This window comes from Alteromonas sp. H02 (genome assembly GCF_059682525.1).
This window is the reverse complement of sequence record NZ_CM185021.1, coordinates 981,759-994,311: the sequence shown is the minus strand read 5'-3', so window position 1 is coordinate 994,311 and position 12,553 is coordinate 981,759. Positions and strand designations below refer to the sequence as shown.

Below are 12,553 nucleotides of genomic sequence, written 5' to 3'. Positions count from 1 at the left end.
TCAGTCCAAATAATGTTTAAATTTGGTGCTTTTACGAACCAATTTGGGGCAATTTTAGCCAGCGACGTGATTTCACGCCTATCGTAATTGCACCTAAAAAGATCATAGCGATATGACAATTTAGGGAACACATGATGAAACTCAAGAAATTAAATGCAGCAATACTGGCAGGTCTTGCCGGTTATTCGCTTTCGATGACTGTCGCAACCTCTGCATTAGCAGAAGAAGAGGCAGCGGAAGAGAATGTTGAGAAAATCGCAGTTGTGGGTGCCCGTGGTGCGCCTCGCTCCGTAACCAGCTCTCCAGTACCGGTAGATGTATTAACCGCTGAAGACATTACTGGTGTGGCGTCATCAGACATGAACGACATCATGATGACACTCGTTCCATCATATACCCTGACCCGTCAGCCAATATCTGATGGTGGTACTTTTATTCGTCCGGCGCAATTACGTGGCCTGCCAACCGACAAAACCCTGGTTCTGGTTAACGGTAAACGCCGCCACCGCGCAGCATTAGTTGAAATTGGTGGTTCTGGTACCCAGGGCCCGGATATTGCCACTATTCCTTCAGCTGCACTAGGCAGTGTTGAGGTTCTGCGAGACGGTGCAGCGGCACAGTATGGTTCTGACGCCATCGCTGGTGTTATCAACTTCCAGCTTAAAAACAATGCCGAAGGCGGTTCATTATCGCTGGATGTTGGCCAGTATTATGAAGGTGACGGCGACCAGTATACCATTGGTGGTAACAAAGGTTTTGCACTGGGTGACGACGGTTTCTTAAGCATCTCTGCCGAAGTGACTGATTCAGAAGCGACTTACCGCGGTGAGCAATATTGTGAAAGCTGGTTCTGTGTAGACGAGCAAAGTGATGAATACATCGCTGCAGCAGAAGCAATGGGCAACTCAGTGCACGGTTCACCACAGGTACAACCCTGGGGTCAGCCAAACTACAGCGGCGCAAAAGTATTCGTAAACGCTGGTTACGCGCTGAATTCAGATATGGAAATTTACTCCTTCGCCAATTATTCAGAAAGTGAGGGCGATGGCTCATTCTTCTATCGTTACCCGGGTAACGGCACTATCGAAGATCTGCGCGAACAAGATGGTTCTATCTACAGCCCGCTGGAAAAATTCCCCGGAGGTTTCACGCCACGCTTCTTTGGTGATATTACTGATTACTCTTTCGCGGCTGGTCTGAAAGGCATGGCAGGTGACCTCGGCTATGATTTTAGTGGTCGTTACGGTTACAACGAAATTTCTTATACCCTGAAAAACACCATCAACCCATCAATGGGCCCTGATTCGCCTACTTCATTTAAGCCAGGCGATCTGAGCAACGATGAATTACAATTCCAGGCTGACTTTACCTATGACCTCGCGGAATACGTGCTGGCGTTTGGTGCAAGCTACATGGAAGAATCTTACGAAATATCGGCTGGTGATGCTGCATCAGTTGCAGTTGGTCCGTACTCTTCACCTGATCCATGGGGTTTCTGTGACGGTACAGCATCCGCTGACGCTTTGGCCTCTGCTTTAGCAAATGGCCTGGATTGTAGCGATCCCAATGACCCGGTTTATACTGCTGTAGGTGTTGGTTCTAATGGTTTCCCTGGTTATTCAGCAGACTACACTGGTACTTACGAGCGTGATTCTTACGCTGTTTATGCTGATATCTCTGGAGACATCACTGATAAATTATTCGCACAGGCGGCGATTCGTTACGAAGACTATTCAGACTTTGGTTCTGAGCTGGTTTACAAAATCGCCGGTATCTTCCAGGTAACTGACGAAATCGCAATTCGTTCGTCATTCGGTACCGGTTTCCGTGCCCCGACTCCAGGTCAGCAAGGTACGACCAATGTATCAACCCGTCTGCCTAACGGCTTCCCGGTTGCAACAGGTCTGTTCCCAGCCAACAGTGCAACAGCTCAGGCGCTGGGTGCTTCACCACTGGATCCGGAAACTTCAACCAACTTTACTTTGGGTGCTACAGCAGATGTAGGTAACTTCACTTTAACAGTGGATTACTACCGCATCCTGCTTGAAGACCGCGTAAATGCGATTTCAACGCTGGATGTATCGGCAACTGAGGTGGCTGACCCGGATGCAGATGGTTATGATGCTTATCAACGTTACCTGGCACTGGATGCTGCAGGTGTAGAAGGCGCTAACACTATCGGTGGCGTATTCTACTTCCAAAACGCATTCGATACGGTAACCCAGGGTATTGATATTGTTGGTACCTATAACTTTGAATCTGAGTACGGTGATACCACTATCACAGCTTCAATGAACTTTGCCGACCAGAACTTTAACTCTGATCCGCAGGTTTACTTCAATAACGAAGCTATCTACGACTTCTTAAATGGTACGCCAGCTACTCGTGGTGTTTTATCTGTAAAACACGCTATGGATGATATGTCATTTACTGCTCGTATGAACTACTTCGGTGGTTACTCAAACTCTGACGGTGGCAGTCAGGTGTCTGCAATCCAGATCTTTGAACCTGAAGTTATGTTTGACCTGGAAGGTACTTACTTCATCAGCGAGATGCTGTCTGTGTCAGCCGGTGCCCGTAACCTGTTCGACAACTACCCGGATGCGGGTGAGATTGGCGAGACTTGTTGTGGTCGTATCTACCGTTCTGACTCAATTGTTGACTGGCAGGGTGGCTACTACTACATGCGCCTCAACATGAGCTTCTAAGCAGCTTATCCCTGAAAATAAACCTGTTATCGACCAGCCTCTAGGCTGGTCGACTTTATCAGGTCACTCATCGCTATCAAGGCGACAAACCGCACAAAACGTTATAATTTCTACCGTATAAAAATAATAAAAAACCGAATAATTATTTAACTAGTGGAGCACTGTTGTTATGGAGATTGAACTCGTCTGGTTCGTCCTCACTTTGTGCGTTGCGGGCGCGGTCGCAGGCATAACTTCTGGCCTTTTTGGCAACGGAGGAGGTTTTGTTGTAGTCCCAGCCCTTCTCGCCGTATTTCCTTTCTTTACCCCCAATTCTGAAGAGTTAGTAAAAGTAGCTATTGGTACCTCATTGGCATCCATTGTTATTTCCAGTGCTCGTTCAGTCTTAGCACACAAGAAACGTGGGGCAGTCGATTTTGACATGCTTAAATCATGGTCAGTATGGATCATACTCGGCGTGCTTGGCGGTGTAGCCATCGCTAATCACACCAGCAGTAATGGCCTGACAATGGTTTTTGCCGGCGGCGTTTTACTCTATTCAGTTTACTTCCTGTTTCCTGAATTTGTAGTTCGTCCCGGTATGACTTTTTCGATGCCACAAGGCGTGGGCAAAAGTGTTCTTGCTTTTATCATTGGTGGCTTCTCTGCACTGCTTGGTATTGGTGGTGGCACGCCGACAGTTATCACCATGGTGATGTGTCGCCGTACCATTCAACAAGCGGTAGCAACGGCTGCTGGTGTTGGGTTCTTAATTGGTTTACCCGGTGCAATTGGTTTCCTGTTTATGGAAAACACCAATCCACAGGGCATGCCCGTTGGCACGGTTGGCTATATAAATCTACCGGCTCTGCTAGCAATCAGTATTGGTTCAATTCTGACCGCACCGATTGGTGCATCAATGGCACACAGCTTTAGTGAAAAAATGCTTAAACGCCTGTTTGGTATTTACCTGGTGATTGTGTCAGTCGCTATGTTTGCCAAAGCGTTATAAAGCTCACACATTAAAATAAGAGGAACAGTCAATGACTTATAATCCATCAAGACGATTATTCTTAGGAGGCTCACTGGCCGCTTCAGCCGCTGGTGCTACGGGTCTTATCACGCCTGCAGGCCTGGCCGCAGCGCAACCAATGAAATCGCCTAAAATCATGTATGGACCAACCCCGGGCGTAGCAAAACTGAACGCCAACGAAAACCCTTATGGTCCAAGTGATATGGCGCTCAAAGCCATTGCCGAAGCAAGCAGCACCGGTGGTGCTTATTACGCCTACCGTGCAGGCATGTATTTACGCGATATGCTGGCTGAATCAAACGGCCTGAAGCCGGAAAATGTGTCAATTACCGCTGGTTCAAGCCTTATCCTGGCTTTTGCAGCTTTTGCTGCAACCAGTAAAGGTAAGATTCTTGGCCCAGACTTATTCTGGGACACCACGTCAATGGCCCCTGTTCGTCAGGGCGGTCCGGAAATAGTGCGCGTACCTAACAAAGCCGATCTGAGCATCGATCTGGATGCCATCTACAATGCCATTGATGATGACATTGCCATGGTACACATCTGTAACCCGAATAACCCTACCGGCAAACTGCTGGATCCAAAGGAACTTCGCGAGTTTTGTATCAAGGCATCGAAAAAGACACTGGTACTGGTAGATGAAGCCTATAACGAGCTGATTGAAGATGGTCCTAAGCATTCAATGATCCCACTGATCAACGAAGGTCATAACATCATTGTTGCCCGCACTTTCTCGAAAATCTATGGCTTAGCCGGTATGCGGGTTGGTTATATGCTCGGCAGCGAAGAGAACATGGAGTTCATTAACAAATATGGTCTGGGTGGTTACTCAATTAACCAGGCTGGTCTGGCTGCTGCAATTGCCAGCTACAACGATGAAGCCTTTAAGGATTTCTCGCGCCAGAAAGTCAAAGAAGGTCGCGACATCATCATGGATGCGGTAAAAGCTAACGGCTTAAGCGCGTTACCATCAACCACTAACTTTGTGTTTGTGAATCTCGGTGACGACGGCGACGCCAACGCATTCCGCAAAGCGATGGAAGAACAGGACGTCCTTATTCGTGGTCAGTACCGTACCTATCAGCAATGGTCACGGGTGAGTACCGGTCGCATTGAAGATGTTAAGAAATACGCGGCTGCGGTGCCAAAAGCGCTGGATGAAATGTATAAAGCCATTAAGGCTTAAGCCGCTACCCGGTCCCTTGGACCGCATGTAACGACAGAAAACTCCGGAAGCAAAAAGGCCGCTGTAAAAGCGGCCTTTTTCATTGCTTATTGAGCATGGACTAATCGTTGTCGAGTTCGTTTTCCTCGAAATCCACGTCAATGCCCATTTCTTCCATGATGCGACGCGCTTCAGCCGGTATCCGGTGCGGATTATCTTTACGCAAATCCTCATCATCAGGCAGTGGCTGTCCAGTAAAAGCATGGACGAAGGCTTCGCATAATAATTCAGAATTAGTGGCGTGACGAAGGTTATTGATTTGACGACGGGTACGCTCATCGGTCAGTACTTTTAGTACGTTGATAGGAATCGACACCGTGACCTTTTTAACCTGCTCACTCTTTTTACCGTGCTCTGCGTAAGGGTAAATATATTTTCCGTCCCACTTTGCCATGCTCTTTCCCAGCTCTGCTATCATTATTGTAATAAGAAACTTTGTTTATACCTGTACAGCAAATTCCTGAACGACTCGGATAACCCGGCATTGGTGCGGCCACCCAGTTCGTCATGCTGCTGTATTCACAGCGCAATTTAACCAAAATATTCGCTATAAAGGTATTAAACCACAGAAAACATCAATTGAGCAGTGTAAACTGCTTGACGTCTAGACATATATTCTTTAGTTTAGACGTCTAAACGTCCAATCGAGAATTTATCACCATGGTGTCATACGCGCAGGGGATCGATGCCCTAAATCAGTCTTTGTCAGAATTACGCGACATCGATGTGTCATTTGAGTTTTTTCCACCCGGTAACGAGAACATGGAAAAGACCCTGTGGAAGTCTGTAGAGCGTCTGGCGCCGTTAAATCCTGCGTATATGTCCGTAACCTATGGCGCCAACAGTGGCGAGCGCGATCGTACCCATGATGTAGTAAAGCGTATTCAGCAACAAACGGGCGTTACCGCCGCACCGCACCTTACCTGCGTTGATGCCACAGCCGACGAGTTACGCCAGATTGCCCGCGATTACTGGGATTCAGGTATTCGCCGTATCGTCGCCCTGCGTGGCGATTTACCCAAAGGCGTTGAAAAGACCGATATGTACGCCTCTGATTTGGTTGCTCTGTTAAAAGACGTTCACGACTTTGATATTTCGGTTGCCGCCTACCCGGAGAAACACCCGGAAGCCCCTAATGCCCAGTTTGATCTGCTTAATCTCAAGCGCAAAGCTGAGGCCGGTGCCAGCGAAGCAATCACCCAGTTTTTCTTCGATACCGGCGTATTTCTGCGCTTCCGCGACAGAGCGGCCGCTGCGGGTATCGATTTAGACATCGTGCCGGGTATCCTGCCGGTCACCAACTACCAGACACTGGTGAAGTTCGCTGGTTTCACCAACGTTCACGTACCCGGCTGGTTACACAAACTGTATGAAGGCCTTGATGCTGACGATCAAACCACCCGTAATCTGCTGGGTGCTAACATCGCTATGGAACAGGTTAAGGTACTGGCGAAAGAAGGTGTTAAGCACTTCCACTTTTACACTCTTAACCGCAGTGAGCTGAGCTACGCTATCTGTCACATGCTGGGCGTAAAACCGCAAAACGGCGGCTAGTAGGCCAACTTATCCAGGGGCAGCTAAGAAAACGGTTGCTCCCTCACCCAGCGCAGGTAGACTATTGATATAGTTGAACTGACAGGGAACAAGAGTGGCATTATCAGATTTACGCGCCCGTTGGGAGCAATACCAGCCCAATCTGGAAAAATTCGCTACAACGTTCATCACCCGCTGTAAAACGGATAATATTACTATATCCGCAGGCCACCTCGCCTACGTTACCCTGTTGTCGCTGGTGCCTTTCATCATGGTATTTTTTACCATTTTGTCGGCCTTTCCGGCCTTTGCCACCGTACGCAATAAACTAGAGCAGTTTATCTTCAGTAATTTTGTCCCTACTGCCAGTGATGTGGTGCATGAGTACATGAGCGATTTTGTGGGTAACGCATCGCAAATGGGGGCTGTGGGGATTCTCTCCCTGCTATTTGTTGCCATCCTGCTTATTTCCAATGTGGATAAAACGCTTAATCGCATCTGGCGTACCCAGAGTGAACGGCCGATTATTTACACCTTTGCTATTTACTGGATGGTGATTACCCTCGGGCCACTGCTAATGGGGGCCAGCGTTGTTATGACCTCCTATCTGGTAGGCCTTGCCGAGTTTGCTGAAGAATATACGCCAGGGCTGGGCACGTTTTTGCTCGAACTGGTGCCAAGCTTTACTGCCCTGGCAGCGTTTATCATTTTGTACATGTTGGTGCCGAATCGCCGGGTCCCGGTACTTCACGCCTTAGGCGGAGCGGTGCTGGCCACCATGTTGTTTGAACTCAGTAAAAAGGGCTTTGCCTTTTACGTTACCAGCTTTCCGTCTTATCAGGTTATCTATGGCGCGTTGGCTGCGTTGCCACTGCTGTTCCTGTGGATTTACCTGTCGTGGATTGTAGTGCTGTTAGGCGCCGAATTTACCTGCAGTCTGGAGGAAGCCTTCCCCGCAGAGCAGGATGATAAGCCAGACAATGACGTGAGCGATATCCCGGAAGGTTAAGGGTCATCAACTGCCTGCCGTCTTCCGGGCGGCTTCTGCATATTAACCTTACGCAATTAAGCTGAGTCGGGCATCTGGGAGCAGCCATTGCCGGGCAGAGGCTTCATCAACGAAACAACGTACATCAAACACCTCCTTCACATGCCGGCACCATACCGCCGCCATCTTTTGCGAATACTGCCCCTCCACCAGCAAAGCGACTTTTTCAAACTGTTGATACTGAGGCTCGATTGCAGCCAGACGCGCACGGTCGACAAGATCTGACTCCCCCATCTGAAAATAATCTGAATGCCTGAAATCAAACAATCCATAAGCAACGGGTTGCTCCCGCTCAGCCAGACAGCGCCGGAATGCGTCGGTGAAACGCATGGCTTTATGTATATGCCCATCTAGCTGTAAATGCACCAGATTAGGATTAAGCTCATCAAATTCCACCTTTACCTCGCCCTGTTCCTGGTGTTCGCCGAATGACTCCGGCCGCGAGAACAGAAAGCCCTGACTATAGTCTATACCAAGCGCCAACAAGCACTGTTGCACTTCGATGGAATGCACAAATTCAGCGATGCACTTTATTCCGCTGTTGCGACAAAAGAAACTGAGTGCCCTGACGATTTCGTAACTCTTGGCGTCGTTGTGAATATGCTTAATATATTTGGCGTCGATTTTGAGGTAATCGACCTCTAAGTCGAGGATCCGCTCGAAATTAGAATGCTCGGTACCGAAGTCGTCAATAGCGAGCCTGAAGCCGGCATGCTTAAGTGCTTTAAGCTGTTTCAGATGACTGTTTTTACCGGCACTGCTGATACCCTCCAGTACTTCCAGAATTACCCGCTGAGGTGCAATCTGGTATTGCTGACACAACTCCATCAGGAAGCGCTGCAGATACTGAGCATTGAGGTCAAACTCGGTAATATTCAGTGAAAAGGTATAATCATGATGACTCATGACTTTAAACGCCTGGCGGGCCATTTGGCGGGTAATCAGCGGCAGCATGCCTGCCACCTTGGCAGCATGCCTGCCACCTTGGCAGCATCGATAAAGCTGTAGGGGCTTAGCACCTGGTCGTTGTAGTGAATGCGAGCCAGCGCTTCATAATGGGTAACAATGCCCAACTGATTATCATGGATCCCCTGGAAATACGGCACGATAAGCTGCTGATTAACCGCGCTGTGAATAATATTGTTGGCTTCAACAAACAGTAAGTGCTGCTGACTTTCCGCCGCAATGGCATCCTGTTCCAGTACAATGCATTTTAAATCACCTGATTCCCGGCTCTGGCGCAGTGCAGTGACGCCTAGCCGCAGCAGATCGGTCTTCCCCCGGGCGCCACCAAAAGACAGCGAGACAAAAACGCTGATATCCGCTGTCGACACCTGATGATGGCGAAAATGCATTCGCAGTTGCTCAGCCACGGCGTAAAGGTCCACTGGCCGTTTAAACAACAATACAAATTTACCCGGGCCGCCGCCCACGTAGCTGTCGGCGTGCACCTGCTCCTTTATAATTCTGGCGATACTGCGAATGAGCTCATCACAGACATCAAAGCCGTATGCATCATTTAGGTACCTGAGGCCGTCGATTCCCACTATCAACAAGCTTTTACAGCCCGGCGATTTGAGCTCTTCAGCCAGAAAGGATTTGCTCGACAAACCGCTGAGCGGATCGGTGTTGGCCAGGTATAAGTTTTCTGCCTGGGCTTTATTGAGCTCAGTTAAATCGGTATAGATCGCAGTATAATGATGAATGTGGCCATTATCATCACGAACCTGGTTCACCGAAACCCATTGTTCAAGTACTGAGCCGTCGGCATGGCGGTTTTTTATCTCACCCTGCCACACACCTTTTTTAAACACTTTTAACCAGAAATTCCGATAGAAGGACTTATCATGTAAACCGGAGGAAAATAACTGCGGTTCAAGTCCCTGCACTTCTGCGCGGCTGTAACCGAACATATCGCAAAAGGCCTGGTTAACTTCAATAATTTTTAAGTCGGCATCGGTAACTAACATAGCTTCGGCTGAATTACTGAAAATCGACGACAGCATATTCAGTGATCGATCCTGCTCTACCCGTTCCAGCTCAGCAGCAATTCGATAACCGATTATTTCAAATAAAGCGGTGATCTCGGCTTCACTTTCTATCGCGGCGGTATGCATAGCCACCAGTATCCCCAACACGTTACCCTGTGCACTGTACAACGGCATGCCGATATACGACTCAACACGCATATCCTTGAGTAACTGATCTTTAGGGAAAAGCTCCGCCACCTTGCTCTGGTAGCAACACACACCGGTGTTGGTTAACGCTTCGCAGGGCGTATTCTTTAACTCGTAGGTAAAATTTTCCTCAATGCGGCTAAAGGCACTCACCGCCACCGTTGAACAACGGTTAGCCCGATTGTTAGGCTGTCCGATAAAAACGAAATCACATTCGATAATTTCTGACAACGCCAGGACTAACAGTTCGAAATATTCCTGTCCGCGGGTCTGACCAACAAAATCAGACAATTTCTTTAATTTTGCAACTAATGCATTCATCGCAATTTATCACTACCACCTCTACTCTCACTGGCGGCAATCATGCATAAGTTATCAGGCAGGGATATTGATTAAGAACAATTCTTACTGCTATCGCAGTAAGAATTGCGATGAAAGGTTATCTATGTCGGCTTAACCGCCATTCATATCGGCGATAAAGTCATTGGACTGAGCAATGGCGCTTTGCATATCGGTTAGCAGGGTTTTAACGTCCCGCTCGATATTATTGAGCTCACCTTGCAGCGCACCAATGGCACTGGCATTCAGGTTATGTTTGAGAAACAGCACGTTATCCTGCAGCGTACTTAATACCGGCTGCATACTGCTCTCGACTTTGCGCATGGCGCGCACCATCTTGTTGTATTTAAGCCGGGTTTCGGACAGTGTTTGCTTACTGGTGCGTTTCAGACTGGCGTTACTGTACTCTTCGAGTTCAGCTTCCCATTCATCAAACAGCGCTTCGGCAACACTTTCGATTTTGTCAATCCGATTAGTTACGTCCCCGGCAGCAGACTTACTGGCTTCGTACTGGTCGTTAAGAGACTGATACGCCTCCTCCAGATCGCCGCCATCAAACTGGATAAGCGCCGAAAACTCTTCCAGTGCTGAGGTAAATTGCTCTTCAGCATCTTGCTGGGATTCACGGGCATCTTCCACCCGATCAACCAGAATTTCACGTTTTTCTACCCCCACCTTTTCCCAGGCGGCATAATAGGCACTCTGACAAGCTGTTACAGAGCCTAATAACAGCGCAACCAGGCTGGCTTTCAATAACCTGTTCATGGTTAATCAACACCTCTGAACCTGGCCGCGTCGATAATAGCCCACAGGTGAAAGATTGCGCCGACAAACCACATAAAGAACAAAATGACCGTGGCTCCCAGGGCATAACTTACGGCGGTCACTACAAAGAAGAATAAAGCCGCCATGATCCTACCCTGAACCAGTTGCCCTAAACCAGGAATAAAGAAACTACAAATCGCGGCAATTACGTTGCCGCCAGAACCTTGTCCAGCCATGATAACTCCGGTTAAATACTCTTTTACTGTTTAAACTAAATGAATTAGGGTTGAGATACAATCATTTCACCTTTCTGATTTGTAAGAGAACTTGTCTATGTCCGGCGTGTGCTATCAACATGGTTTACTTCCCGGCAGCGATGGCCATCGGGTTTACTATGAGCTAAGTGGCAATCCGAACGGCGAGCCTGTGCTGGTTATCCATGGCGGGCCCGGCGCCGGATTAGGCTCTCGCTACAGAGACTTTTTTGACCTCAGTGCCTATCATGTTATTGGCTTTGAGCAGCGCGGCTGCGGGCGTTCTCAACCCTACCTGTCGCTGAGCCATAACACCACCCAGGATTTACTTACCGATATAACCCGGCTGCGCGAACATCTCGGCATCACCCGCTGGCTTATGTTCGGCGGTTCCTGGGGCACTACTCTGGCATTGCTTGCGGCGGTCCGCGAGCCTGAAACAGTGAGCGGGCTTATTCTGCGTGGTATTTTTTTGGCGCGGGAAGAAGATTTTAAATGGTTTCTGGCCCCTGATGGCGGAGCAGCGCAAATCTACCCGGATGCTTACCAGCGCTTTATTGAAGAAGTTGACAGCCCCACCAGTTTTACCGCTGTATTGGCTCATTACAGCGAGGTATTTTCAGAGGTGGATGAGCGCCGGCGTCACCAGGCGGCTATCCGCTGGTACCGATGGGAAGAAGCGATTGCCAGGGTCCATTCACCGGGCCAGCAGGTGCGACCTGAGTCTGCCCACCCGTTGATGCTGAGCCTGGCAATACTGGAATGGCACTACATCACCAACCGCTGCTTTATCAGCGAAAATGAAATTCTTCAGCAGGCGCATCGCCTGGCCGGCATTCCCGGCAGGATAATTCACGGCCGCTGTGATACGGTTTGCAAACCTCAGGGCGTCTATGTCTTGCATCAGCGCTGGCCAGACAGTAAGTTACTGCTGATTGACGGCGCAGGCCACAGCAGTGCTGAACCAGCAATTGCTATGGCACTGCGCGAGGCAACCCATCAATTTATTTTAAAGCGCTAGCACATCTATGATTGGACTCATTCAACGCGTAAACGAAGCCTGCGTGACCGTAGCGGGCGAAACAGTGGGCGAGATTGGCCCGGGGATCCTCATCCTGTTGGGTGTGGAAAAAAATGACACCCAGGCTGAAGTGGAAAAGCTCGCCACGAAGTTAACAAATTACCGTATATTCAGTGATGAAGATGGCAAGATGAATCTGAATATCAGGCAAACTGGCGGCGCCGTATTGGTCGTATCGCAGTTTACTCTGGTAGCCGACACCCGCAAAGGTAACCGGCCAGGCTTTTCTCGCGGTGCCACACCAGAGTTAGGCAACGCCTTGTATGAAGCGTTTATCCAGCGGTTACAAACTATGGATATTCCTGTTGCCAGTGGGCAGTTTGGCGCCGACATGCAGGTTCAGTTAATCAATAATGGTCCGGTCACCTTCCATCTACAGGTATAATTTTCCGGTTCGCCTCTTGCTGTTGG

At 48.9% G+C, this 12,553-nt stretch carries 12 protein-coding genes; 7 read left to right on the top strand and 5 right to left on the bottom strand.

Going from position 1 to position 12,553, the window contains the following annotated elements; translation table 11 throughout:
- Nucleotides 1-134 precede the first annotated feature (134 nt).
- From AC566Q_RS04510 to AC566Q_RS04500, 3 genes are all read left to right on the top strand, one after another.
- Nucleotides 135-2,708, top strand: coding sequence for a TonB-dependent receptor plug domain-containing protein (locus tag AC566Q_RS04510; protein ID WP_499617365.1), 2,574 nt, complete (start codon nt 135-137; stop codon nt 2,706-2,708).
- A gap of 169 nt (nt 2,709-2,877) precedes the next feature.
- On the top strand, nt 2,878-3,699 hold the full coding sequence (locus tag AC566Q_RS04505) for a sulfite exporter TauE/SafE family protein (RefSeq protein ID WP_105934926.1): 822 nt from the start codon (nt 2,878-2,880) through the stop codon (nt 3,697-3,699).
- Between the two features lie 31 nt (nt 3,700-3,730).
- Nucleotides 3,731-4,906: a pyridoxal phosphate-dependent aminotransferase gene (locus AC566Q_RS04500; protein ID WP_123326805.1), complete on the top strand. Its 1,176-nt coding sequence runs from the start codon at nt 3,731-3,733 to the stop codon at nt 4,904-4,906.
- Nucleotides 4,907-5,006: 100 nt separating this feature from the next.
- On the opposite strand, the gene metJ is transcribed toward AC566Q_RS04500, so the two are convergent.
- Complete coding sequence (gene metJ, locus AC566Q_RS04495; RefSeq protein ID WP_123326806.1) at nt 5,007-5,339, bottom strand: met regulon transcriptional regulator MetJ; 333 nt, start codon at nt 5,337-5,339, stop codon at nt 5,007-5,009.
- Between the two features lie 266 nt (nt 5,340-5,605).
- Between metJ and metF the strand changes: the two genes are divergently transcribed.
- Together metF and AC566Q_RS04485 are read left to right on the top strand one after the other, a co-directional pair.
- The gene (gene metF / locus AC566Q_RS04490) at nt 5,606-6,499 is read left to right on the top strand and encodes a methylenetetrahydrofolate reductase (protein WP_499614135.1); all 894 of its coding nucleotides are present in this window, start codon (nt 5,606-5,608) and stop codon (nt 6,497-6,499) included.
- Between the two features lie 94 nt (nt 6,500-6,593).
- Nucleotides 6,594-7,487 carry a virulence factor BrkB family protein gene (locus AC566Q_RS04485; protein WP_499614132.1) on the top strand — a complete coding sequence of 298 codons (894 nt, stop codon included), beginning with the start codon at nt 6,594-6,596 and terminating at the stop codon, nt 7,485-7,487.
- Between the two features lie 48 nt (nt 7,488-7,535).
- On the opposite strand, the gene AC566Q_RS04480 is transcribed toward AC566Q_RS04485, so the two are convergent.
- The 4 genes from AC566Q_RS04480 to AC566Q_RS04465 form a co-directional block, all read right to left on the bottom strand.
- Nucleotides 7,536-8,480: an EAL domain-containing protein gene (locus tag AC566Q_RS04480; protein WP_499614129.1), complete on the bottom strand. Its 945-nt coding sequence runs from the start codon at nt 8,478-8,480 to the stop codon at nt 7,536-7,538.
- Complete coding sequence (locus AC566Q_RS04475; protein ID WP_499614126.1) at nt 8,468-10,024, bottom strand: sensor domain-containing diguanylate cyclase; 1,557 nt, start codon at nt 10,022-10,024, stop codon at nt 8,468-8,470. Before AC566Q_RS04475 ends, AC566Q_RS04480 begins: the two co-directional genes overlap by 13 nt.
- A gap of 132 nt (nt 10,025-10,156) precedes the next feature.
- Nucleotides 10,157-10,807 carry a DUF2959 domain-containing protein gene (locus AC566Q_RS04470; protein WP_499614123.1) on the bottom strand — a complete coding sequence of 217 codons (651 nt, stop codon included), beginning with the start codon at nt 10,805-10,807 and terminating at the stop codon, nt 10,157-10,159.
- Between the two features lie 2 nt (nt 10,808-10,809).
- Nucleotides 10,810-11,043, bottom strand: coding sequence for a hypothetical protein (locus AC566Q_RS04465; RefSeq protein WP_105934932.1), 234 nt, complete (start codon nt 11,041-11,043; stop codon nt 10,810-10,812).
- 97 nt (nt 11,044-11,140) lie between these two features.
- On the opposite strand from AC566Q_RS04465, the gene pip reads away from it, so the two are divergent.
- Both pip and dtd read left to right on the top strand, forming a co-directional pair.
- Nucleotides 11,141-12,082 (top strand): prolyl aminopeptidase, encoded by a 942-nt coding sequence (pip, locus tag AC566Q_RS04460; protein ID WP_499614120.1) that lies wholly within the window; start codon nt 11,141-11,143, stop codon nt 12,080-12,082.
- Nucleotides 12,083-12,089: 7 nt separating this feature from the next.
- Complete coding sequence (gene dtd, locus AC566Q_RS04455; RefSeq protein ID WP_105934934.1) at nt 12,090-12,527, top strand: D-aminoacyl-tRNA deacylase; 438 nt, start codon at nt 12,090-12,092, stop codon at nt 12,525-12,527.
- Nucleotides 12,528-12,553: the final 26 nt, after the last annotated feature.